This window comes from Enterococcus sp. C53 (assembly GCF_040887425.1).
In the GTDB taxonomy this organism is placed as follows: Bacteria; Bacillota; Bacilli; order Lactobacillales; family Enterococcaceae; genus Enterococcus_B; species Enterococcus_B hirae.
The window spans coordinates 260841-284028 of sequence record NZ_JBFOFT010000003.1; the positions used below are offsets into that span (position 1 = coordinate 260841).

Sequence of the window (23188 nt, forward strand, 5' to 3'; positions counted from 1 at the left end):
GGAATTGAATGACACAACCTGCCATTCGTTATCGTTTAATCAAAAAAGAAAAACATACCGGTGCCCGTCTTGGTGAATTGATCACTCCTCATGGGACATTTCCCACACCAATGTTTATGCCTGTGGGAACACTAGCAACTGTCAAAACCATGTCACCTGAAGAATTAAAAGCAATGGGTGCGGGAGTCATTTTAAGTAATACGTACCATTTATGGTTAAGACCTGGAGAAGACTTGGTAGAAGAAGCAGGCGGCTTACACAAGTTCATGAATTGGGATCAACCGATTTTGACAGATTCAGGTGGTTTTCAAGTGTTCTCGCTAAGCGATATGCGTAACATCGAAGAAGAGGGTGTCCATTTTAAAAATCATTTAAATGGTTCTCGGATGTTTTTATCACCAGAAAAAGCAATTAATATCCAAAATAAATTAGGATCAGACATCATGATGAGCTTCGATGAATGTCCTCCTTTTGATGAAAGCTATGATTATGTCAAAAAATCAGTGGAAAGAACCTCACGTTGGGCTGAGCGAGGCTTAAAAGCCCATCTGAATCCTGATCGTCAAGGATTATTTGGTATCATTCAAGGAGCTGGGTTTGAAGATTTACGTCGCCAAAGTGCAAAAGATTTGATTTCAATGGATTTCCCTGGCTATTCAATCGGTGGTTTGTCTGTTGGCGAACCTAAATCAGAAATGAACCGTGTGTTAGAGTTTACAACACCATTGATCCCTGAGGATAAACCGCGTTATTTAATGGGTGTTGGTGCAGCAGATTCATTGATTGATGGCGTGATTAGAGGAGTCGATATGTTTGACTGTGTCTTGCCTACACGTATCGCAAGAAATGGTACTTGTATGACTTCGCAGGGACGCTTAGTTGTGAAAAATGCACAATACGCACATGACTTCCGCCCAATCGATGAGAAATGTGACTGCTACACATGTAAAAATTATACACGTGCGTATATTCGTCATTTGATCAAATGTGATGAAACATTTGGGATACGGTTAACGTCTTACCATAACTTGTACTTCTTATTAAACTTGATGAAACAAGTGCGTCAAGCGATCATGGATGACAATTTATTAGAATTTCGAGCAGCCTTTTTTGAGGAATATGGGTTTAATAAAGAGAATGCCAAAAGTTTCTAATCTTTTTCACTAAATTTATGTAAAAAACTAGTGTCTCACGCCTTTTTCTGCTAAAGTTGAGTGTGTAGATACATGTTAGTGAGGTGAAAAAAATGGGATCATTACCAATGTTAGTCATGTTCGTTGCTCTTTTAGCAATGTGGTATTTTATGTCACGTTCACAAAAGAAACAACAACAAGAACGACAAAATTTACTAGACAGTATGAAATCAGGCGATGAAGTAGTTACAATCGGCGGATTACATGGTGTTGTTTCAGAGATCGACAATGAAAAACGCACAGTTGTTATAGATTGTGAAGGGATTTTTCTAGAATACGATCGAGCAGCCATCAAAACGGTTAAACCTGGAACTGTCGTAACCAATGATTCGACAGTAAATACGGTAGAAAAAACAGAACCAAAAGTTGCTGAAACAGTAGAAGTGAAAGAAGAAGCTACTGAAACTGTTGAAACACCTGAAGATAGTAAAGAAAACAAATAGGTAAAGCTTAGTAGTTGAGTCTGAGACGGTGTCTCGGGCTCTTTTTTTATCCTAAATCTCTGACTTTGTTAAGCTTTGAATAATCTGTTTTTTTGATAAAATACTTTGGATAATTAGGATAATAAATAAAAACACTGATAAATAAAGGATTTAATCGAAATTTAAAAAACTGTGAAAAAAATCACAATAAAGGTTTACATCTGAAAAGGTTTGTTGTATGATGAGAATGTGAATTAATTAACAAACAACCATGACCCATTAGGAGGAAGACAATGGCTAAAGTAATGGAGAAAGAACAACCAAAAACTATTGATGTTCAAGGAATGATTGATGAATTAGCAACGAAAGCAAATGTCGCATTAAAAGAGATGGAAAACTTTGATCAAGAAAAAGTAGATCATATTGTGCATGAAATGGCAATGGCAGCATTAGATCAACATATGCCGTTAGCTAAAATGGCAGTTGAAGAAACTGGTCGTGGAATCTATGAAGATAAAGCGATCAAAAATATGTATGCTTCTGAATATATTTGGAATAACATCAAGCACGATAAAACAGTTGGTGTCATCAATGAAGATGTTCAAAAAGGCTTGATTGAAATTGCTGAACCAGTTGGTGTGGTTTGTGGGGTAACTCCAACAACTAACCCAACATCAACGACAATTTTTAAATCAATGATCGCGTTGAAAACAAGAAACCCAATCGTTTTTGCATTCCATCCAAGTGCTCAAAAATCTTCTGCTGAAGCAGCGCGTGTCGTTCGTGATGCAGCGATCGCAGCTGGCGCACCTGAAAATTGTATTCAATGGATTGAACATCCATCGATTGAAGCGACTTCAATGTTGATGAATCATCCAGGGATCGCAATTGTTTTAGCTACTGGTGGGGCGGGAATGGTAAAATCTGCTTATTCAACAGGAAAGCCAGCTTTAGGTGTTGGACCAGGTAATGTACCAGCATATATTGAAAAAACAGCAAAAATCAAACGAGCAGTGAATGACTTGATCGTTTCTAAAACGTTCGATAACGGAATGATTTGTGCTTCTGAGCAAGCAGTAATCGTTGACAAAGAAGTCTATGCTGCAGTTAAAGCAGAATTCCAAGCACATCAAGTCTATTTTGTGAAACCAGCTGAACTTTCAAAATTAGAAGATGCAGTGATGAATGAAGGTAAATACGCAGTAAATCCAGCAATCGTTGGACATTCTGCAATGGACATTGCAAAACTAGCTGGCATCAAAGTTCCAGAAGGGACAAAAATGTTAGTAGCTGAATTAGAAGGTGTCGGAGCGGATTACCCTCTTTCACGTGAAAAACTTTCTCCAGTACTTGCAATGGTTAAAGCAAACAATACAGAACATGCCTTTGAATTATGCGAAGGAATGTTGAACTTAGGCGGGTTAGGCCATACTGCAGTGATTCACTCAGAGGATGAAGAGCTGCATGTGAAGTTTGGTCTACGGATGAAAGCTTGCCGTATCTTAGTAAATACTCCTTCAGCAGAAGGTGGAATCGGAAATATCTATAACGAAATGATCCCTTCACTAACTTTAGGTTGTGGTTCATATGGTAAAAATTCTGTTTCTAGAAATGTAAGTGCCATCAACTTGATCAATGTCAAAACTGTAGCGAAACGGAGAAATAATATGCAATGGTTCAAATTACCACCAAAAATCTTCTTTGAAAAGAACTCTTTGCTTTATTTAGAAAAAATGGAAAACGTAGAGCGTGTCATGATCGTTTGTGATCCTGGTATGGTGCAGTTTGGTTACTGTGATACGGTTCGTGAAGTACTATCAAGACGTAAAAATGATGTGAAAATCGAAGTCTTCTCAGAAGTTGAGCCAAATCCTTCAACAAACACAGTCTATGCAGGAACGAAATTGATGGCTGATTTCAAACCAGACACAGTGATTGCATTAGGTGGCGGTTCTGCAATGGATGCTGCTAAAGGAATGTGGATGTTCTATGAACACCCAGATACTTCATTCTTTGGAGCAAAACAAAAATTCTTAGATATCCGTAAACGGACATATAAGATCGATAAACCAGAAAAAACACAATTTGTGTGTATTCCGACAACTTCAGGAACGGGTTCTGAAGTAACACCTTTTGCCGTTATCACAGATAGTGATACACATGTGAAATATCCATTGGCAGATTATGCATTAACACCAGATGTAGCAATCGTCGACCCACAATTTGTCATGTCAGTACCAGCTTCTGTCACGGCAGATACAGGGATGGACGTATTAACTCATGCAATTGAGTCTTATGTTTCTGTTATGGCTTCTGATTATACAAGAGGATTGAGCTTACAAGCAATCAAATTAGTCTTCGATTACCTAGAAAAATCAGTGAAAACTCCTGATATGGAATCACGAGAAAAAATGCACAACGCTTCTACAATGGCAGGGATGGCATTTGCGAACGCCTTCTTAGGAATTTGTCACTCAGTTGCGCATAAAATTGGTGGAGAATATGGTATCCCACATGGTCGTACAAATGCCATTTTATTACCACATATCATCCGCTATAATGCAAAAGATCCACAAAAGCATGCAATGTTCCCTAAATATGATTACTTCCGTGCAGATACAGACTATGCAGATATTGCTAAGTTCTTAGGGTTAAAAGGACAAACAACAGCGGAATTAGTTGAAGCTTTAGCAACAGCAGTTTATGAATTAGGACAATCAGTTGGAATCAATATGAGCTTGAAGGCTCAAGGTGTGACACAAGAAACCTTAGATTCAACGGTTGACCGTATGGCAGAACTTGCTTATGAAGATCAATGTACAACAGCAAATCCAAAAGAGCCATTGATCAGTGAGCTAAAACAAATCATTATTGATGCTTATAATGGTTAATTCAATACAAGTATAGTTAATCAAGCCCCTTTTCCAGATAAAGATGATCTGGAAAGAGGGGCTTTTTTTGTCGGAAAGAAGAACAATCTCGTTAGAACTAGCGTAGGAATTTCTTTTGTTAGAAAAAAACGATTAATTCGCTTTTTTAGAAAAAGTAGTTTTATCAAGACTAGTAAACCGTGTTACTTTAGATAAGTAAAAATGAAAAAAGAAAGGAAGTTGTTAGGATGACAAAACCAGTATTTGAGAAAACAAAAAATCAAGAAAATATGGGAAAAGAACAATTGATGTCAACCGTTGATTCATTAGAAGTCAAATTGCGGGAAAACTTAGAACCACTTGAAAACTTACACAAATACACTGAGCTATACATAGAGTTGAAACATGAACTAAAGAGAGAAATTGAAGAACGGGCTAAGAAAAGAGAGGATTGGTATAAGAAAAAGCATACTCAAATAAAAAAAAAGGAAGACTGTGAGCAGGAACTTCAAAACGCAGTGAAAGCAAAAAAAAATGCATTATATAAAAGCACCAAGCAAGTACATGGTGAAACGATCAAGAGCAAAAAAAACGAGCTTAACAAAATAGCAAAAGAAATCAAAAATTGCAAGTCTGAGATAAAAAAACTGACGAAGGAAATGCAGTATTTAACTGGTAGGAGAGGTGAAAAATGGATCGATCATTCTTTATTAAAGTACGTGGTGAACACTAAAGTTGTCGCAGATGAAAAAAATACACCGGGGGATGACAAACTAAAAGAGGAAGCAGCAACAAAAAATAATATAGTAACAGAAGAGGAAGCAGCAACCGAAAAAAATATAGCAGCAAAAGAAAAAGTAACAACAAAAGAACTAAAACTGGTTACTAAAGAATTGACTGAAAAACAACGAAAGCAACAATTAAAAAATAATCTCCACAATCTTAAGGAGCTAGATCAAACGTTAAAAAAATTAGGGAATGTAAAGAATTCTTGTTTTAATCAAAATAAAATAGACTATTACGTCATAATACGTTTATATCTTAAAAGATCTATGCAGCTAGAAAAAATTATACGATTCAGGATTAACCCTGGCGGAAAAACGCTCAATCTATTTAGTGGTGGTAAAGTGGATAAAAAACGAAAAAAAATAGAACGAGATCTTCAGATGAGTTGGAGAGATATTTATAGTTATCTACTAACCAATCCAGATAACTTTAAGCGTGAAACAGCAGTTCAGGAAAAACAGCAGGGGAAAAAACAATTGACTGATCTAATAAGCAAAGAACTAGGGAAAGTATGTGAAACGAGTAGTCCTGAGATAGGGAAGGGGATGGGTATAATAAAACCTAGCGCTCCGCCAATGATGCCAGGAATGGAATTATAGCCGTTTGTCAAAGATACATAGGTTTTATTTTTGTTTATCAGATGAAAAAGAATTGGTATCCTATTATTTATCGCATGAAAACTTGAACAAAAGTATGAAGTGATTGGTGAAGGATAAAATAGAGTCAACGCCATAAGAAAATCTCATTCTAAGAAAACTTTGTATTTTTGTAGACAAAAAAGGTCGTCATTCATCTTTTCGATGATTGGACAACCTTTTTGAGTTGAATCGATTTGTTTATTTCTTTCGTGTGCCATATTTGGTCAGAGGGATTCCTCGGGCTTCGCACCAATCTTTAGTAGTTCCAGATAAGATCAAGGGTTGGTGATGAAGTTCTTGGATAGTTTTAGCTCCTACCATGGTCAATAGCCGTTGAAGTTCTGCTTGCCATTGTTGGACTAGTTGGATCGTTTCTGCCACGCCGTGTGTCATGAGATGCGTTAAGATCGTTCCAGAAACGCCTACTGCATTGGCACCAAGACAAAGTGCTTTGAAGAGGTCGAAGGCATTGCGAATACCACCAGAAGCAAGAATCTCTACTTGATGTTGGGCTTCGTTTGCCTCTAGCAGAGAAGTAACCGTTGATTGTCCCCAATCGACTAAATAATCTAACTCTCTTTTTTTTCGACGAGCATTTTCGATTTGAGTGAAGCTGGTTCCGCTTCGGCCACTGATATCGATTGTCTGAACTCCCAACTCGGCTAGTTCATCAATCGTTTCTCTGGTCATACCAAAACCGACTTCTTTCACGATCAAAGGAACCGAAATGCCTTCGCTGATTTCTTTGATCAATTCTTTCCAATTGGAAAAATCACGATCCCCTTCAGGCATCACCAATTCTTGTGGTGCATTGAGATGGAGTTGTAAAGCATCGGCTTGAAATAGTTCAATCGCCTCTTTTGCTCGTGCTAAAGAGGTGCCGGCTCCTACGTTGGCAAGGATCTTTCCTTCTGGATAAACGTCACGCATGATCGTGTAAGAATCGCTTAAAGCAGGATCTTTTAAAGCTGCACTGACTGAACCCGTGGCAATCATTAAATTTGTTTCTTTTGCGATCATCGCTAAATCATGGTTGATTTTTTTAGTTTTTTCACTTCCACCAGTCATAGCATTGATATATAAAGGATAGTCTAAAGTTAAGCCAGCAACAGTCGTATGTAGATCAATCTCTGACATGGAAACTTCAGGTAAGGGGTTATGAACGATTCGAACCGTATCAAATTCATTTTTTTGTTTACTATGAAAAGCTTTAGCTAATGAGACATGTTCATCTTTTCGATTCATCCTTTTTCCTTTCGTTGGTTACTATAGACGTGTAATGGCAAGGGTGTAATTTCTGCTAATTCCCAAGCGCTCATCAAAGGCAAGATACCGGATTTTTGATCCACGATTACGATACCACAATCGCCACCACCTGCTCCAGATGATTTTGCTGCTCCCTCGTATTCTTCTGCTAAGCTACATAATTTATTTAAAGCAGGCGTTTCGATCAATACGCCCGTAATTGAAGATAGCTCATGGAGTAGTTGTCGGTTTTTTCTAATCATAGCTTGGATCAAATCAATGTTATTTTCTTTGAATCCTTTAATCATTTCATGAACGCATAAGGTACTATCTTGTAAAAATTTTTGATAGGCTACCATTTTTTCCTTACGTGAGCGATGGACTTGATCGACTAAATCAGAAGTTGATGCAGGACTGCCAGTCCAACCAATCAGTAAACGCAGATCTTTCGGTGTCGGAAGAGACTCAATGGATAAACCAGGCCAATCCATTTCGATGAGTTCAACGATTGTATGTTGTTTTTCTTGTTCTTGGAGCCACTGGTGATCAAAGGTTGAAAAAGCAATCCAACCACCATAACAACTAGCTGCAATATCTCCACAAGAGCCATTATCTTGAACCGTTAAATTTGCTAGTGCAGCAATTTTGAAAATTTCAATCTGTGTAAGATTTAACGCATAAAACATATTCAATGCCTTGACTGTTGCGACAGTTACGGCGCCACTTGAGCCTAGACCGTATTTGCGTCCGTTAGAACTATCCAATTCACTTGTCACTTTTAGGTCATAAAAAGAAAGTAAAATATTTTTTTCTCGTGCGTATTTTTCAGTCAAACGAATGGCAGCAAGGATATAATGAAATGGATTTTCACGAATATCCAAGACAAGTTCACCATCACGCCGAGTCCAACGAATCGGCATGCCACTATATTGCTCAGATTGGATGCTGCCGACTTTTCGTGCGGTTTCAACGGTTACAGTAACAAACTGATCAATGGCTACGATGATAGCCGGATGTCCGGTTTCAACAACTGCGTATTCTCCAGCAATATAAAGTTTTCCTGGTGCAGATACTTCAATCATAAAAATCTCCCTTTATTCAATAATCGTCATTCCTGGACCTGCAAAAGCCGAAATGACTTGTTGGCTACTAAATAAGTCACTAAATGTTGTTTTGACCTTATCTAGATGGTCTTTTTGAACTAGCACTTTCACATTTGGGCCAGCATCCATAGTAAAGTAACAAGGAATCCCCTGATTTCTTAAATCCCGTACCGCTTGCATGGCTTTTAAACTATCAGGAGACCAGTAGGTAAATGGCGGACGAGCAGCTAATGTCGTTCCGTGCATTTTTAACCCATTTTGTTCCATAGTTTCACCTAGAAGTTGAAAGTTCTTAGTTTTGATTGCTTGTTTTAGTTGATAAAGATCGGCTTCGACAGAATCTAACCATCCTTGATAAAAACTTGAAGTTTCAACCGTTCGGCGCATACCATCACGACTTGAGACATCCTTTTTTTGTTCATTCAACAATAGAAAGACCATCGCTAAGTGATCTTCAAAACCGTCTGAGGAAATTGGATGAGCATACGAACTTTGATCATCGTGTCCTTTTTCCCATTCAACAAATCCACCAAAAATACTCCGACAAGCGGAACCTGATCCTCTACGAGCCAGTCTTGATAAAGCTTGGTCATCTAACCCTAATTTCAATGCCTCGTTGCATGCTCCGGCTAAAGCCGCTAAGCCGCTGGCAGAAGAAGCTAAACCCGCAGCAGTCGGAACGAAATTCTGGCTGATCACTTTTGCTTTTTTCGTGGTACCCGCTTTTTCTCTCACAATATCCAAAAAAGTACTGATTTTTTTGGTTGCTTTTTCATCTTGCAATTGATTATCTAAATAAAATTGGTCTTCCGTGTAAGCTTCTGAAAAGCTGACTTCAGTTTCCGTATAAAATGCATCTAATGTGAGTGATAAGCTGTTATTCATCGGGAGAATTAACGATTCATTTTTTTTACCCCAGTACTTGATAAGGGCGATATTCGTATATGCTCGTGCTTTGCCTTTAAACATAGGTATGTACTCCTAATCCTTGAATCCAAGTTGCAGCTGCTCCCGCTTGTAAGAGGGCTTCGCTGATTTCTTGGGCTTTTGTTTTTGTTTGAGCTAGCGCAATCATGCAGCCACCTCGACCACCACCAGTTAGTTTTGCTCCCAAAGCGCCTGAATCTCTAGCGGTTTCGATCAATACATCAAGAAAATCGTTGCTGATCGTTAAATTTTTTAAAATTAGTTGGGCTTCATTCATCGCTTGGGCTAAATGCTCGGGGTTATTTTTAACAATGGCTTTTTTGGCTTGCCTTGTTAAGTATCCTAGTTGTTGGATTTTTTGTCCAACTTTCTGCTGATCTTTTTCAAATAAATGAGCAACGTCTTTGACCACTGCTCGCGTCTGACCTTTGATTCCGGTATCAGCGACAATCAAAAAAGCGTCGATATTTAAAGAGAAATAATCAAACGGGTGTCCTTTCACAAAGTAGATTGGTTCTAAACTGCTTGTTGCCGCAGCATCGATACCACTAGGATTACCATGGGCAATTTTTTCTGAAATTTGGACATTTGTCAAGAGCTGTTCGCGAGAAAGTGGTTGTTCGAGATAATCGTAAAAGGCACGAGTAACTGCCGTAGCTACTGCAGCGCTTGAGCCCATTCCACGTTCGGCAGGGATAGTGCTGTGAATAGTTAACTCTAATGATTGCTCAATTTGCAGTTCCTTTTTTAAGTTGAATACTAACTGCTTGATGTTTTTTAACGAATGTGGGGCATCACGCAGTATTCCTGTATAGTAGGAAGAAACAAGCTGATCTCCTGACGAAGTGATGTGTTCATTCAAGGAAGCAACTACTTTTGCTGCCTGAAAAGGAAAAGCGATTGCCGGTTCACCGTAGACAACTGCATGTTCGCCCATCAGAATAATTTTACCATTTGATTCCCCTTGGCCATAATTTGCCATAATCTAACTCCTTCTTTTATTCCCATAACTTTTTTGAGCAAAAAATAAAGCGCCTTGGATCCTTTGCGCTAACGAACAGATTGTATAACATAGAAGTTCAAAAAACAATTCATCTTTATTTTACTAAAACCTTCCCAGAAGTAAAATAAAGAATACGTTTTCTGTTGAAAAACCTCTTTTTTCTTAAGATTTTATTGAATTTTATGAATGGAAATATCCTGTTATTCCTAATTGACACCACCAGATATTGGGGGTATATTTAAAAAGAATTGGAAAAAGACACAACATTTAGTGATGAAGTGAGTTGGAGGTTAATGAGTGTGATTGTTTTAGCAGGTACCATTGGCGCTGGAAAATCAAGTTTAACAGAAATGATGGCTGAACACTTTGGAAGTCGAGCTTTTTATGAGTCAATCGAGGATAATGAGGTATTGCCTTTATTTTATGCCAATCCTGAGCAGTATGCGTTTTTGTTACAAATCTATTTTTTGAATAAACGTTTTGAAAGTATCAAGCAGGCAATGAAAGAAGACAACAATGTTTTAGATCGTTCGATCTATGAAGATTCTTTGCTTTTTCATTTGAATGCTGATTTGGGTCGGGCAACTGAAACAGAAGTTCGAGTATATGACGAGCTATTAGCAAATATGATGGAAGAGTTGCCGTATGCCGCACATAAAAAACATCCGGATTTATTGGTTCATATTCGTGTTTCATTTGATACGATGCTTGAACGGATCGAAAAAAGAGGACGATCATATGAACAACTTTCCTTCGATCCAAGCTTATATGATTATTACAAAGAATTGAATCGTCGCTATGATCAATGGTATGACGAGTACAATGAAAGTCCCAAAATCCAAATTGATGGCGATCGATTCAATTTTGTGGAAGATCCCCAAGCAAAAGTAGAAGTGCTGAACATGATTGAAGAAAAGTTGGCAGAAATTCGTCAAGAAGTCTTTGTTTCTTGAGTCCAATAAAAAATGATAGTATAAAGAAGACAGGATCTAACTTCGATAGCTAAGCCGAAGAAATTGAAAATAGGAGAGCTATTTTCGCTTTTCATCGGCTTATTTATTTTTAAGAGCGAGACAGCGGTCGGAAGGGCTAATGATTTGTAAATTCGCCAAGAATACTTAGAAGAATCGTCGTGAGATACCTAATGAATCTATCAGCACAGGAAGAAGGGGACGGTATGAGAGAAAAACATTTTTTTAATTTTGATCAAAATTTTTGGCTGAATGTGCCTAGAGATGATGTAATGGGAATCAAAAATCTTAAGGAAGAGTATGGCATTAGTGATGAGATGCTTACCTATTCTTTAGACAAAAATGAACGTGCTCGTGTGGAATATGATACTCTTGATGATATTTTACTTTTAGTCACCAATGTTCCTCATCAACAAAAAATCGAAAACCACTATGAAACAAGTCCAGTAGCATTTATTCTAAAAGAAAATGGTCTATTTACATTTACGACTCAAAATACAGAATATGTGATTCGCCTGATTCGTTCAATCTTAGATCGAGATTCCGAGATAAATGTATATAGTTTACTTTTTCGTACGCTCTTTCTGATTTCAGATTCCTTCTTCCCGTTGATTGAAGAAGTGAATAGTGAACGACAACGCTTAAACCAAAAGTTGCGAGAAAAAACTACGAACCGCAATTTACTAGCTTTATCTGACCTCGAAGTTGGTTTAGTTTATCTAGTGACTGGTACAAAACAAAATGTCGTGTTATTAGAACAAATCAAAGCATTAGCGATTTATCGAAAGCTCACTGAAAAAGAGAAGGAACAATTGGATGATGCATTGATCGAAGCAAAGCAGGCAGTGGAAATGACCAATTTGGCCTCCCAGATCCTTGATCAACTTTCGGGAACGTATAATAATTTGTTGAACAACAACTTAAATGACACAATGAAATTTTTGACAGTCTGGTCGTTGATTCTGACTGTTCCTACCATTGTGACAGGCTTTTTCGGTATGAATCTACAATTGCCTTTTACACATTCTGTCTTTGGTTGGGGGATCGCCTTATTCATCAGTCTGATATTGTCAGTTTGGATGCTGATCGCATTGTGGCGTAGGATTCGGTAGTTTCAAGGAAGACGGTCACCAAAAAAGTTGAGTGTCTGATGAAGGGTGTGTTTCGATAGCTAAAAGTTTTTTATTTGGACAAGTATATAACTAAAGTAATTAACTGATTAGGGAATGTTTCGAGAGTCTCTAGTGAAAAAGATTGACAAAAAAATATAGATTTGCTATACTGTTGAAGTTGAGAAATAAAAGCAGAAGCACCCGCTTCTCGCCTTAGTTGATTCAGTCACTGGGCTAGATAGTTTTCATCTATTGAATTAGGTGAAGTACGTGCGGGTTCTGGAAGAGAACTCGTTTTTTTATTGCCGAATATTCGGTACGCTTTTCTTTCTCTCATAATATTTGGAGGTGAATGACCATAGCAAAGGATATGATGGTTAACGACGGCATTCGTGCACGTGAGTTACGATTGATCGGTTCAGATGGTGAGCAATTAGGAGTTAAGACAAAAGCAGAAGCATTGAAAATTGCAGAACAAGCAAATTTAGATCTTGTGTTAGTTGCCCCAAGTGCGAAGCCACCAGTTGCGCGAATCATGGACTACGGAAAATACCGTTTCGAGCAACAAAAGAAAGACCGCGAGGCGCGTAAAAAACAAAAAGTGATCAATGTTAAAGAAGTTCGTTTAAGTCCAACAATTGACGTGAATGACTTCAATACAAAACTTCGTAATGCACGTAAGTTCTTAGAGAAGGGCGATAAAGTGAAAGCTTCTATCCGCTTCAAAGGCCGTGCCATTACCCACAAAGAAATTGGTCAAAAAGTCTTGGATCGCTTAGCTGAAGAAACTGCTGATATTGCGACAGTTGAGCAAAAAGCGAAAATGGACGGACGCAGCATGTTCTTGACGCTGGCACCGAAAAACGACAGTAAGTAATTTGAATGACTCACTGACTGTTGGACAGTCGATAGTCGGATAACGAAAGATTTTGAGGAGGAAATATAGTCATGCCAAAACAAAAAACACACCGCGGATCAGCAAAACGTTTCAAACGTACTGGTAAAGGCGGATTAAAACGTTTCCGCGCGTTTACAAGTCACCGTTTCCACGGTAAAACTAAAAAACAACGCCGTCAATTGCGTAAAGCAAGCATGGTTTCTAGTGGCGACTTCAAACGTATTCGCCAACAACTAGCAAAAATGAAATAAAAAAAACAAAAAGATCGAAATTTGAAGATTTATTTTTATTAGGAGGAATTAAACATGGCACGTGTTAAAGGTGGAACAGTCACTCGTAAACGTCGTAAAAGAATGCTAAAATTAGCAAAAGGTTACTACGGTTCAAAACACACTTTATTTAAAACAGCAAAAGAACAAGTAATGAATTCATACAACTACGCATATCGCGATCGTCGTCAAAAGAAACGCGACTTCCGTAAATTGTGGATTGCTCGTATCAACGCAGCGGCTCGTATGAATGGCTTAAGCTACTCAAAATTGATGCACGGCTTGAAATTAGCTGAAATCGACATCAACCGCAAAATGTTAGCTGACTTGGCAGTAAACGATGCAACAGCATTTACTGCATTAGCTGACCAAGCTAAAGATGCTTTAGCTAAATAAAGGGTATTCAATACCCACAAGCCCACTTTAATTAGTGGGTTTTTTTGTTATTTAAAATTTAATCTAAACTCATAAACTCCATTAGCTTATCAGCGGTTTGATCACTGTACTTATCATTTAAATGCGTGTATCCATTTAGTGTAGTTTTCACATTAGAATGAAATATTCCTGTACTTTTTTTAGATTTCTTTCTGATAACTAAAGTAGGCTTACATACGTATGCCTAAAACTATGAATAGTAATAAATGTTAGGTCTTTACTAGTCTTCTTTTTATACTCGGTTCTAATTTTCTTACTAGTTATAGGACTAGTGCCTACATAGTAATCAAACATGTAATTGATTGTGTTATCTGCTTTTTGTATTGTTTAATTTATATCATAAAAGATCTCCTTTTTATGGCATAGGATAAAGAGTTCTGACTAAACCGTAGATTGATAATTTATTCACATTTAAGTATAGAAATAAATGCGCTTTTATGATGGATTTTATAGAAACCTTTGTTTGTTTTATTCTTTCTAAAGAGATAGTTAATATGGGGAAAATTATTAATTAATAGAAGAAGTCAAGGTTTATAAGTGGCTTGACAAAAAAGAATTTAGAAAATACAATTAATTTGTAAATAAGAATTAACCGTATACAAATAATACTATTTTTCGGTGCATCAATTTAATTTTGATGGGACCCTTACACGAATGAAGTGTAAAAGATTTTTTATCCCTTGTGCTCTTAGCATAAGGGATTTATTTATGTTCTAAAAATTTGTGCGCTATGAAAAATGATGTTGGTGAAGAGAAATCTTAGAATAATTTGAACAGAAAGAAGAAAAGCTTCTTTCACGATTTCTTGCCCTAGAAGGTGTTTAAACATAGGCTAATTGAAATAAACCTTAATGTTTCAAAACATGAGAAAGTGTTTCGAAAAGTATTTTCTTATTTTCCTCGGAGTCCAAAACTCCCCTCAGTCTCTTCGGGTGTCTCTAAAAGTGAATAAACGGCGTTTAAAAAGCAACTCCTCAACAATAATCGATGGTTTTCTAAAATATGAGGAGCTATTTAAAAAATCCTCTCTTATTTGCTCGGAGTTAGTCGTTTCTTTCACAGCCTTTTGCTAAAAGGTGTTCAAACATCAGCTCCTTGAAATAAGCCTGAATTTTTCAAAACATGAGAAGCTGTTTCAAAAAATTCTTTCTTATTGTCATCAGAGCTACCCGATGTTTTCACGACCTCTGATTCACGGCGTTCAAGAAACAACTCCTCAACAATAATCGATGATTTTCTAAAATATGAGGAGCTATTTTAAAAAATCCTCTCTTATTCGCTCGGAGCTGAACGCTTCTTTCACAGCCTCTTGCTATTACGATAATCTTGCTTATGCTGTCTTATTTCGAATAACGAACAGGTCAGGTGCTTTGTCTTTATCTCCCTTTTTCAGGGTCGGAGAATAGGGTTAGTCCTTTGATTATTCGTACATAACACGCATTCATGATTACTGATGGTTTTTTCCTTATTTGATCTATGTGGCAGTCGAATACAAAAGTAAGAATGTAAGTTGAATCAAAAAATGCTATAATTTTCTTTGTGAATCACAGGAACCCTTTTTATAGCAAAATTTAAGAAGAAAGTAGGAGCGAAGTGAAACAAATAAAAGAGACTATCCGCAATAATAAAAAAATTTTAGTTCTTATTTCTGCCTATGTTATCATGGTTGTTTTAAATTTTTTGACACCGTTAATTGCGGATGATATTGAGTATATGTATAAAACAAGTAGTTTTTCGTCTATTTTACATGATGAATACACACAATATATGACTTGGACGGGAAGATCTGTTGTCCATATCATTGCACGTTTATTTTTGTTGATGCCTAAAACAGTATTTAATTTGGTCAATCCACTGATCTATGTTTTACTGACATTATTGATTTATAAAATGACCACAAAAGATAATACTACGTTTTATTCCTTCAAATATTTTTTAATTAATGTATTTTTATGGTTATTTGTCCCAGCTTTCGGTCAAACGATTTTGTGGGAAACTGGTGCTGCTAATTATTTATGGGGAGGCATCATCGTTGTCAGTTTCCTCTTTCTTTACCATCGCTATTATGAGAAAGAGCAGGAATTATCATTCAATCCTATAGTAAATAGTATATTGCTACTCACTTTTAGGAATCCTAGCTGGTTGGTGTAATGAAAACACTTCTGGTGGGATGATCTTGATCGTTCTTGGCTACCTCTATTTTTATTATCAAAAGAAAAAGCCTTTACGACCATGGATGTTCACAGGATTGTTAGGAGCAATTTTTGGTTTATTCATGATGGTAACAGCCCCTGGAAATGCTGTTCGAGCTACTTATTTTGCTCGTAGCCAGTGGTCCTTACCTCGGAAATTGTATTCAGGTGTTTTTTCAATCACAAAAACGCTATATGAAAATAGTTTAGCTCTTTTTGTGTTGATGGCGGTTCTGATCGTGTTGGGAATTTTCTTTAGTAAACACAAAGAATGGTTGAGACTATCCTATATCTATCTCTTTGCAGGGATAGCCACGATCTATGTATTATCTCTTTCACCAGCTGGACTTGATTGGGGAAGATCATTTTTTGGTGGTGTTTTATTTATCATTATGGCGATGGCGTTTGAATGGCCAGATAAAGTGTTGAAATCTACCCAGGGAGCGTTTTATGGGGTGATTAGTGGCGTATTGATTACCCAATTTCTATTTACTTTTGCTTTAGGAGTCAATGACATAGCACTTTCTTATAGAGAGATCAATCAACAATACCATTACGTCAGAGAGCAAAAAAAACAAGGGAATTTGAATCCGGTGATTGCCAACTTTACGATTTATAATCAAACTGATCATACTGCTTACTCGGGAGGACTATCCCACGTAAAAACGGATATAACGAAACAAGTCAATCGAGCGAATGCAAAATATTTTGGTTTAGAGTCCATTCATTCAGTACCAAAAGAGGCTTGGGAAACAATCTATCAACAGGGAGATCCAAAATGGATGAGTATTTGGAATGCTAACGCCTATTTTGAAGCATTAAGTCAAACTGATCATTTGATTGTGATGGCAGGTGCAGGAGACAAGACACAAATGAACCAACAGTTAGCTGAAGAGATCCGTAAGCTGTTCCCTGAGTTTAAAAATGGGGATTCAGAAAGTTCTTGGAATTTTTCGGGTATCCGTCTGTTAGGAAAAAATCCTGAATTTTCACAGACAAAGAACTATAATTCTGTTAGCCAAGAAATCAATGGGAAAGAGATCTCAGTTTCTTCAAGTTTTACACCGTATGCTGACCAACAGTTTGCTGCGATAAAAGTGGGCGATATAAATGTTGCAAGAAATAAAACGGGCATAAATATTGCTGTTTTGTCAAAAGAAGGAAAAATAGTAGATGCTGTTAATATTCAATTAACTGGTGACAAACTAACCCTCTCAAGATAGAAGAGAGAAAATAGTAAGAAAAACGAGCCTACCAAAAGGATCACTCTTTTTGGTAAGCTCGTTTTTTAAAGAAATTTTTTGGACAAGCAAAAACCTCAATCATGTTGACTAACTAATGATTGAGGTTTTATTTCAATCAGGGCGTACTTCGTGCAGTTGTTTGACACGCCCTCCGATCGATTTAGCAAAAGCTTCTGATGCTTTTTTTTCTTTGAAAATCAATAAGTTATCTGGATTTTTTTCTCTAGTGCGGCAGCCTGTTTTATCAATGTAACCGTGCAATACTTTCACAACATACATGATGATCACCTGCTTTTTATTTTATTATACGGATGAATCAAGCCAACACAAGAAAAAAGGCAGCTTTTTTGATTTTTTTTAAGAAAATCCGTAATGGAAATCCTAAAAAATACAAGAGTTAAATACTATTCTTTAGCTATCCAACTGTGCATACTCGTGGAATAAGCGATCTAATGCAGGATTTACCCGTTCAAGTTTGGTTAACTTCTGATTGTCAGCGAGTAAAAAACAATGTTTGCTAGAGCCAGTTGTTCGTAATTTTCCGTCATCTAAACCGTAGATTTCATAACTAAAATTTAATCTTGTACCACTATATTGTTCGATTTTAGGCAAAATACGAACAGTTTCACCATAACGAATCATTTCTTTGTACTGGCAAGTGACTTCTAAAACAGGGATGATCACTCCTAGTTTTTCAATTTTTGTATAGCTGAAACCTAAATGATCCAATAAAGCAACACGAGATTCTTCCATCCAACGGATATAGTTGCTGTGGTGGATGATCCCCATTTGATCGGTTTCATAGTAAAACGGCTCACGCATGTATCCAGTAAATTTTTCCATCATTAGAACTCCTTGTTTCCATCTTTTTTCTGACTAAAATAGTGCATCCATTGAGGGATTGCTTGACTGATTTGTGTCGGTAAAACAACATATTGTTTTTTTGCCAGTTGATCCCCAATAAAACTATGCAGGTAGACAGCTGCTGCGATTGTTTCATCGTTTTTAGGAAATTGTGCCAAGAATCCAGTGATCATACCAGCTAATGTATCACCAGTACCTCCAGTGGCCATTGCGGCAGAGCCAGTAGTATTTTGATAACATTCTTGTTGCCCGTAGATCGTGGTTCGATGACTTTTTAAAACAATCGTTGCGCCTAATTTGGCTTGCTGCTTGCGGTTGTTCTCAGGTGTTTGTTCCTCGATCTTAAGTGAGCTTACTCTTTGCCATTCCATTTGATGAGGAGTCATGACGGTTTGCTCGGGAAAATGGAGGGTTAGATTTTCTTTAGCGAATAATGTTAATGCTGAACCGTCCATCACTAACCACTGATGGCTTTTTTGATGTGCTAAAGTGAATGCTAATAATTCTAAACTCAATGAGGAGTCCCCTAATCCTGGACCAATCAATAGAACGTCTGCCGTGTCCATCACTGCTAACAGTTGTTCTTTTTCTTGCCAGTCGATGCACATGGCTTCAGGTAAATGCGTGTGAAGTGGTGCTTGATTCCACTGGTCCGTAGCAACAGTCGTTAATCCTGCGCCACTGTGTACAGCCGCTAGTGCACTCATGATGATCGCACCACCAAATTGATGGTTACCGCCAATCAAGACAGTACGACCGAAAGTTCCTTTATGTGACTTTTCTGGGCGTGGTTGAATTACTTTTTGTAATAAATCGCTATCTATTAACAATTTTTCCGCCTCCTTTCTTGTATTATAACTGAGTATTTTTAAATAAAATACCGTTTGGCTAAGGAACCACAAATTTTTTTGCACGTTTTTTTGGCAGGATTTATGGTATGATGGACAGGTAGACTTAATGAGTGGAGGATTGATTTTATGACAATCGATTGGCAAAAAGAAGTAGAAGCACGTAAAGAAGAACTACTTGAAGATTTAAAAAATCTTTTACGTGTGAACAGTGAACGGGATGATTCAAAAGTAACTCCTGATGCACCTTTTGGACCTGGACCTCGAGATGCGCTAAAACATATGTTGGCTTATGGCGAACGTGATGGGTTTGTCGTAAAAAATGTTGATAACTATGCAGGACATATTGATCTTGGTGAAGGCGATGAAACTTTAGGTATTTTTGGTCATATGGACGTAGTACCAGCAGGGGATGGTTGGGATACAGATCCTTATGAACCAGTAATCAAAGATGGGAAAATCTTTGCTCGTGGTTCTAGTGATGATAAAGGACCAAGCATGGCTGCCTACTATGCCATGAAGATCATCAAAGATCTTGACTTGGAATTATCCAAAAAAGTTCGTTTTGTAGTTGGTAGTGATGAAGAAAGTGGTTGGGCAGACATGGCTTACTACTTTGAACATGAAGAAGAACCTGACTTTGGCTTTTCTCCAGATGCAGAATTTCCAATCATCAATGGTGAGAAAGGAAATGTTTCTTTCGCACTACGTTTCCAAGGAGACAACGCAGGAGATTATGTCTTGAAGACATTTACTTCAGGTTTACGTGAAAACATGGTGCCTGGAACAGCAACAGCGACTCTTGAAGTACCAAGTGCGGAAGCTGCGATCCAAATGGAAGAAGCTTTTTATCGTTTTGTTGAAGCAAACCCAGTAAGTGGTTCGATCGAAGCGGATAATACCTATGTGAAAATCGAATTGATCGGAAAGGGCGCACATGGTGCAAGTCCTCAATCAGGGATCAATGCCGGTTCATTCTTAGCATTATTCTTAGACGATTATGAATTTATCGGTTCTGCTAAACAATTCATCCATGTAGCAGCAGCCTATGTCCATGAAGATTTTTATGGAGAAAAATTAGGAGTTGCCCATGAAGACGAAAAAATGGGTAAATTGACCATGAACGCTGGATTGTTTGCCTTTAAAGAAAATGGGTCAGAAGAAGATAACTATATCAACATGAACTTCCGTTTTCCAAAAGGGGTTACCGTTGATGGCTTAGAAAATGACATTGCAACAACGATGAAAGCAGAAGGAGCAACAGTTACTCGTGGCACACGTGTCATGGAACCTCACTATGTACCAATGGAAGATCCATTGGTAGCAACTTTATTGCAAGTTTATGAAGACCATACAGGCGAAAAAGGCTATGAACAAATCATTGGCGGCGGAACCTATGGCCGTCTATTGAAACGTGGTGTAGCTTACGGCGCAATGTTCCCAGGCTATACAGATACAATGCACCAAGCCAACGAATTTATGAGTCTGGATGACCTTTTCAGAGCAACTGCCATTTATGCAGATGCTATCTACCGTTTGGCGAAGTAAAAGTGAATGAAGCTCATGCTGATTCAGCGAATATCCTTGTTCTAAAAGATAGTTTTTGAAAAGGATCGTTGGAAAAGTGAATGAAAAAGATGTTCTAACATGATATGGATGTGATTTTTTGCTTGATGGGGCGAAAAATCACATCCTTTTTACTTGCTAAATAATATTCTAAATATTCAACATCGAAGATTGTTCCAAAAAAACAAATGAATGATATTTTTTATGAAGGAAAAAATAATATTTGTAGTTAATGATGAGGAGATAAAGATAAAAAACAGTTATTGGTTCAGCGATTCTCATCAATAAAGAAAGTCGCTAGGAATAAATATCATTAGCATAGAACAAAAAATCTGTTATTTAGAAATTTTTGGCTAAAAAAACTCTACATTTGTGTTACATTCAGATTATTAATCAAATAAGAGAAGGGGATCTAATGACAGAAATAGCAGAAGGTAGAGGATTTACAAAAGCAGTGATTGATAAGCAAAAAAAATAGTAGAGAACGCCTATAAAACAATGGATAGTCACGCTACCTATCCTCACGGAGAAAATTATAAAAAAGCAGCTCATATTCATGAAAAAGAAGAGGAAAAGTTAGCAACGATGCTAAGACACCCAATTAAAGCAACAGATAAGGAATATAGTCGTGAAGAATTGAAGGCGCAAAAAAAATTAAAAGCACAGCTCTTCTCAATTTATGACGTTGTTGAAGATAAGACAAAGGGACTACGAGATGTTAGTAAACACAGAAGAGAACAACTTGAAAAAATTAGTGGGAAATTAAACGTCATGGAGCAAAAGGTTGAGGACTTAGAAAGAAATGTACAAGGTTGGAAAGGAAAACATGAAAAATTTAAAGAAGAGCTTCTAGTGAGAAAGCAAGAGATAAACCAACTAAAAGAGAATGCTCAACAGCGGGTAGAAAAGCTCAGCAACCGAGGTGATAAACAAGATCAAATGCAAAATAGCAATAAAACGAATCGAACTTCAAGAGGATAATCGGATGGTGAAATGCCAGCAATCATAGATAGTAGAATAGAAAATAATCCATTGATGAAAAGAGCAACGTACATAAATAATTAGATAGCAGTATCTTACTTGGATAATCAATTAAATTTAGGGAAAAAGAGCATAGGTGTTCCCTAAAATTTAACGTTTTTACGTATATTTTTTAGGAAACACCTTATTTTATATCAATCTGTTTTTTGAATCGGTGTATTGGTAGAACAGGTTCGGTATATTTTTTAAGTGAGAGTTCTATCTCAGTCTCTTCTAGTATCTCTAAAAACGAATAAACGGTGTTCAAGAAGCAACTCCTCAACAATAAGAGAGGATTTTCTAAAATATGAGGAGCTATTTTAAAAAATCCTCTCTTATTCGCTCGGAGCTGAACGCTTCTTTCACAGCCTCTTGCTAAACGGTGTTCAAACATCAGCTCCTTGAAATAAGCCTGAATTTTTCAAAACATGAGAAGCTGTTTCAAAAAATTCTTTCTTATTGTCATCAGAGCTACCCGATGTTTTCACGACCTCTGATTCACGGTGTTCAAAGAGCTGACCTTCGGCGATAAGTCAAAAAATCTCAAAACATGATGAGCTGTTTCGAGATTTTCATCCTTAATGCTCCTGCGATTACTCGTCGCAGTTTTTACTTGGTGAGCGCTCAGGTCAAGACACTCTTTTCACAACCTCATGTCTGAACTAGTTTATTGTCACCGCTGTCCCACTACAGGTGACCATTAGCATTCCGTTATCGCTCCCCAATACTTCATAATCCATTTTCATCCCAATGACTGCATCTGCACCTAATGATCGAGCACGCTCTTGCATTTCTGCTAAGGCCTCTTCACGTGCAGCAAGCAATTCATCCTCGTAGCTTTTTGAACGTCCGCCAAAAACATTGCGAAATCCTGCCCGGATATCTTTTAATACGTTGATTCCAGTAATGACTTCACCAAAAACAATGCCTTTATATGCTGTTACTTCTTTATTTTCCACGTTGTTTGTTGTTGTAATGATCATTTGATCACTCCTTTCTTTAAAAATAGTATATCAAAATTTATTTCTTAAGTCGCAATTGGAATTAGCTAGTCAATTACAGCGCATCATTTCCAAAAAATGGACATTCTATTATATACTGGAACTATGCAAAAGAATGTAGTTGATGATCAAAAGAATGAAAGCGCAAACTTGGTGTGACCACAAAAGGAAGAAGGAGAAATGGCATGAAAAAAAGTATCTTACTTGTCTCCCATAGTCAACAGTTAACGGATGGACTCAAAGAAATGATTGAACAGATGCAACAATCAGAAGATGTGTTACTTTTTTCCTTAGGAGGAGTAGAGGGAAGAATTGGTTCTGATCCGATGAAAATCATCGATGCGATCAACCAATCAGCTGATTCCGCCATGTATTTTGTGTTTGCGGATATCGGGAGTGCGGTTTTGAACGCTGAAATGGCCAAGGAAATGTTGGATGAAGACCAACAAAAGAAATACTACCTTGTGGATGCGCCACTTGTTGAAGGGGCTTTTGCTGGAGCGATCACAGCAGGTATCACGGATGATCCTCAACAAATACTAACGGAAGCACAGAATGCGGGAAAGAAAGGGTGGACGTGA

The 23188-nt window shown here is 37.4% G+C and carries 22 protein-coding genes and 1 other annotated feature; of the genes, 14 read left to right on the forward strand and 8 right to left on the reverse strand.

Going from position 1 to position 23188, the window contains the following annotated elements:
- Positions 1 to 8 precede the first annotated feature (8 nt).
- From tgt to AB3I42_RS06230, 4 genes are all read left to right on the forward strand, one after another.
- The gene (gene tgt / locus AB3I42_RS06215) at positions 9 to 1154 is read left to right on the forward strand and encodes a tRNA guanosine(34) transglycosylase Tgt (RefSeq protein ID WP_010720296.1); all 1146 of its coding nucleotides are present in this window, start codon (positions 9 to 11) and stop codon (positions 1152 to 1154) included.
- A 92-nt stretch (positions 1155 to 1246) separates the two neighbouring features.
- Positions 1247 to 1636 (forward strand): preprotein translocase subunit YajC, encoded by a 390-nt coding sequence (yajC, locus tag AB3I42_RS06220; RefSeq protein ID WP_010720295.1) that lies wholly within the window; start codon positions 1247 to 1249, stop codon positions 1634 to 1636.
- A gap of 272 nt (positions 1637 to 1908) precedes the next feature.
- The gene (adhE, locus tag AB3I42_RS06225; RefSeq protein ID WP_010736883.1) at positions 1909 to 4506 is read left to right on the forward strand and encodes a bifunctional acetaldehyde-CoA/alcohol dehydrogenase; all 2598 of its coding nucleotides are present in this window, start codon (positions 1909 to 1911) and stop codon (positions 4504 to 4506) included.
- 227 nt (positions 4507 to 4733) lie between these two features.
- On the forward strand, positions 4734 to 5870 hold the full coding sequence (locus AB3I42_RS06230; RefSeq protein WP_081186349.1) for a hypothetical protein: 1137 nt from the start codon (positions 4734 to 4736) through the stop codon (positions 5868 to 5870).
- Positions 5871 to 6107: 237 nt separating this feature from the next.
- Here the strand turns inward: AB3I42_RS06230 and fni are convergent, their stop codons facing one another.
- From fni to mvk, 4 genes are read right to left on the reverse strand one after another with little or no spacing between them, the layout of a single operon-like run.
- Positions 6108 to 7154 carry a type 2 isopentenyl-diphosphate Delta-isomerase gene (gene fni, locus AB3I42_RS06235; protein WP_034699329.1) on the reverse strand — a complete coding sequence of 349 codons (1047 nt, stop codon included), beginning with the start codon at positions 7152 to 7154 and terminating at the stop codon, positions 6108 to 6110.
- Positions 7151 to 8236, reverse strand: a complete 1086-nt coding sequence (locus tag AB3I42_RS06240; RefSeq protein WP_010720289.1) for a phosphomevalonate kinase — start codon at positions 8234 to 8236, stop codon at positions 7151 to 7153. Before AB3I42_RS06240 ends, fni begins: the two co-directional genes overlap by 4 nt.
- 12 nt (positions 8237 to 8248) lie before the next feature.
- Positions 8249 to 9226 carry a diphosphomevalonate decarboxylase gene (gene mvaD / locus AB3I42_RS06245; protein WP_010736887.1) on the reverse strand — a complete coding sequence of 326 codons (978 nt, stop codon included), beginning with the start codon at positions 9224 to 9226 and terminating at the stop codon, positions 8249 to 8251.
- The gene (mvk, locus tag AB3I42_RS06250) at positions 9219 to 10166 is read right to left on the reverse strand and encodes a mevalonate kinase (RefSeq protein WP_010720287.1); all 948 of its coding nucleotides are present in this window, start codon (positions 10164 to 10166) and stop codon (positions 9219 to 9221) included. Before mvk ends, mvaD begins: the two co-directional genes overlap by 8 nt.
- Positions 10167 to 10480: 314 nt before the next feature.
- On the opposite strand from mvk, the gene AB3I42_RS06255 reads away from it, so the two are divergent.
- The 7 genes from AB3I42_RS06255 (at position 10481) to AB3I42_RS06285 (ending at position 17287) form a co-directional block, all read left to right on the forward strand.
- A complete protein-coding gene (locus tag AB3I42_RS06255; protein ID WP_025480454.1) occupies positions 10481 to 11140 on the forward strand; it encodes a deoxynucleoside kinase in 660 nt (219 codons plus the stop codon).
- 224 nt (positions 11141 to 11364) lie between these two features.
- A complete protein-coding gene (locus AB3I42_RS06260) occupies positions 11365 to 12270 on the forward strand; it encodes a magnesium transporter CorA family protein (protein WP_010736889.1) in 906 nt (301 codons plus the stop codon).
- 183 nt (positions 12271 to 12453) lie between these two features.
- Positions 12454 to 12579 (forward strand) — a sequence feature (ribosomal protein L20 leader region).
- A 43-nt stretch (positions 12580 to 12622) separates the two neighbouring features.
- The gene (infC, locus tag AB3I42_RS06265) at positions 12623 to 13147 is read left to right on the forward strand and encodes a translation initiation factor IF-3 (protein ID WP_010720284.1); all 525 of its coding nucleotides are present in this window, start codon (positions 12623 to 12625) and stop codon (positions 13145 to 13147) included.
- A gap of 71 nt (positions 13148 to 13218) precedes the next feature.
- The gene (gene rpmI, locus AB3I42_RS06270; RefSeq protein ID WP_002289309.1) at positions 13219 to 13419 is read left to right on the forward strand and encodes a 50S ribosomal protein L35; all 201 of its coding nucleotides are present in this window, start codon (positions 13219 to 13221) and stop codon (positions 13417 to 13419) included.
- Between the two features lie 54 nt (positions 13420 to 13473).
- Positions 13474 to 13833: a 50S ribosomal protein L20 gene (rplT, locus tag AB3I42_RS06275; RefSeq protein ID WP_181914273.1), complete on the forward strand. Its 360-nt coding sequence runs from the start codon at positions 13474 to 13476 to the stop codon at positions 13831 to 13833.
- A gap of 1632 nt (positions 13834 to 15465) precedes the next feature.
- On the forward strand, positions 15466 to 16023 hold the full coding sequence (locus tag AB3I42_RS06280) for a DUF6056 family protein (RefSeq protein WP_368022380.1): 558 nt from the start codon (positions 15466 to 15468) through the stop codon (positions 16021 to 16023).
- 19 nt (positions 16024 to 16042) lie between these two features.
- Positions 16043 to 17287: a DUF6056 family protein gene (locus tag AB3I42_RS06285; protein ID WP_368022381.1), complete on the forward strand. Its 1245-nt coding sequence runs from the start codon at positions 16043 to 16045 to the stop codon at positions 17285 to 17287.
- 132 nt (positions 17288 to 17419) lie between these two features.
- On the opposite strand, the gene AB3I42_RS06290 is transcribed toward AB3I42_RS06285, so the two are convergent.
- The 3 genes from AB3I42_RS06290 to AB3I42_RS06300 all read right to left on the reverse strand — a co-directional run bounded on the left by AB3I42_RS06290 (position 17420) and on the right by AB3I42_RS06300 (position 19002).
- The gene (locus tag AB3I42_RS06290) at positions 17420 to 17587 is read right to left on the reverse strand and encodes a hypothetical protein (protein ID WP_010720280.1); all 168 of its coding nucleotides are present in this window, start codon (positions 17585 to 17587) and stop codon (positions 17420 to 17422) included.
- Positions 17588 to 17719: 132 nt separating this feature from the next.
- On the reverse strand, positions 17720 to 18151 hold the full coding sequence (locus AB3I42_RS06295; protein ID WP_014834326.1) for a thioesterase family protein: 432 nt from the start codon (positions 18149 to 18151) through the stop codon (positions 17720 to 17722).
- Positions 18152 to 18153: 2 nt separating this feature from the next.
- Positions 18154 to 19002: an NAD(P)H-hydrate dehydratase gene (locus AB3I42_RS06300; RefSeq protein WP_010736906.1), complete on the reverse strand. Its 849-nt coding sequence runs from the start codon at positions 19000 to 19002 to the stop codon at positions 18154 to 18156.
- A 147-nt stretch (positions 19003 to 19149) separates the two neighbouring features.
- Between AB3I42_RS06300 and pepV the strand changes: the two genes are divergently transcribed.
- Both pepV and AB3I42_RS06310 read left to right on the forward strand, forming a co-directional pair.
- Positions 19150 to 20568, forward strand: coding sequence for a dipeptidase PepV (pepV, locus tag AB3I42_RS06305; protein WP_010720277.1), 1419 nt, complete (start codon positions 19150 to 19152; stop codon positions 20566 to 20568).
- A gap of 516 nt (positions 20569 to 21084) precedes the next feature.
- The gene (locus tag AB3I42_RS06310; protein ID WP_014834325.1) at positions 21085 to 21567 is read left to right on the forward strand and encodes a hypothetical protein; all 483 of its coding nucleotides are present in this window, start codon (positions 21085 to 21087) and stop codon (positions 21565 to 21567) included.
- A gap of 701 nt (positions 21568 to 22268) precedes the next feature.
- Here AB3I42_RS06310 and AB3I42_RS06315 read toward each other — a convergent pair.
- A complete protein-coding gene (locus AB3I42_RS06315; RefSeq protein WP_368022382.1) occupies positions 22269 to 22589 on the reverse strand; it encodes a putative heavy metal-binding protein in 321 nt (106 codons plus the stop codon).
- Positions 22590 to 22792: 203 nt separating this feature from the next.
- Between AB3I42_RS06315 and dhaM the strand changes: the two genes are divergently transcribed.
- On the forward strand, positions 22793 to 23188 hold the full coding sequence (gene dhaM, locus AB3I42_RS06320; RefSeq protein WP_010736909.1) for a dihydroxyacetone kinase phosphoryl donor subunit DhaM: 396 nt from the start codon (positions 22793 to 22795) through the stop codon (positions 23186 to 23188).

Bases quoted from the DNA above. Each gene is read 5' to 3' on its own strand.
- tgt (WP_010720296.1), top strand. From the start codon at position 9: ATGACACAACCTGCCATTCGTTATCGTTTAATCAAAAAAGAAAAACAT.
- yajC (WP_010720295.1), top strand. From the start codon at position 1,247: ATGGGATCATTACCAATGTTAGTCATGTTCGTTGCTCTTTTAGCAATG.
- adhE (WP_010736883.1), top strand. From the start codon at position 1,909: ATGGCTAAAGTAATGGAGAAAGAACAACCAAAAACTATTGATGTTCAA.
- AB3I42_RS06230 (WP_081186349.1), top strand. From the start codon at position 4,734: ATGACAAAACCAGTATTTGAGAAAACAAAAAATCAAGAAAATATGGGA.
- fni (WP_034699329.1), bottom strand. From the start codon at position 7,154: ATGAATCGAAAAGATGAACATGTCTCATTAGCTAAAGCTTTTCATAGT.
- AB3I42_RS06240 (WP_010720289.1), bottom strand. From the start codon at position 8,236: ATGATTGAAGTATCTGCACCAGGAAAACTTTATATTGCTGGAGAATAC.
- mvaD (WP_010736887.1), bottom strand. From the start codon at position 9,226: ATGTTTAAAGGCAAAGCACGAGCATATACGAATATCGCCCTTATCAAG.
- mvk (WP_010720287.1), bottom strand. From the start codon at position 10,166: ATGGCAAATTATGGCCAAGGGGAATCAAATGGTAAAATTATTCTGATG.
- AB3I42_RS06255 (WP_025480454.1), top strand. From the start codon at position 10,481: ATGAGTGTGATTGTTTTAGCAGGTACCATTGGCGCTGGAAAATCAAGT.
- AB3I42_RS06260 (WP_010736889.1), top strand. From the start codon at position 11,365: ATGAGAGAAAAACATTTTTTTAATTTTGATCAAAATTTTTGGCTGAAT.
- infC (WP_010720284.1), top strand. From the start codon at position 12,623: ATGACCATAGCAAAGGATATGATGGTTAACGACGGCATTCGTGCACGT.
- rpmI (WP_002289309.1), top strand. From the start codon at position 13,219: ATGCCAAAACAAAAAACACACCGCGGATCAGCAAAACGTTTCAAACGT.
- rplT (WP_181914273.1), top strand. From the start codon at position 13,474: ATGGCACGTGTTAAAGGTGGAACAGTCACTCGTAAACGTCGTAAAAGA.
- AB3I42_RS06285 (WP_368022381.1), top strand. From the start codon at position 16,043: ATGATCTTGATCGTTCTTGGCTACCTCTATTTTTATTATCAAAAGAAA.
- AB3I42_RS06290 (WP_010720280.1), bottom strand. From the start codon at position 17,587: ATGTATGTTGTGAAAGTATTGCACGGTTACATTGATAAAACAGGCTGC.
- AB3I42_RS06295 (WP_014834326.1), bottom strand. From the start codon at position 18,151: ATGGAAAAATTTACTGGATACATGCGTGAGCCGTTTTACTATGAAACC.
- pepV (WP_010720277.1), top strand. From the start codon at position 19,150: ATGACAATCGATTGGCAAAAAGAAGTAGAAGCACGTAAAGAAGAACTA.
- AB3I42_RS06310 (WP_014834325.1), top strand. From the start codon at position 21,085: ATGGATAGTCACGCTACCTATCCTCACGGAGAAAATTATAAAAAAGCA.
- AB3I42_RS06315 (WP_368022382.1), bottom strand. From the start codon at position 22,589: ATGATCATTACAACAACAAACAACGTGGAAAATAAAGAAGTAACAGCA.
- dhaM (WP_010736909.1), top strand. From the start codon at position 22,793: ATGAAAAAAAGTATCTTACTTGTCTCCCATAGTCAACAGTTAACGGAT.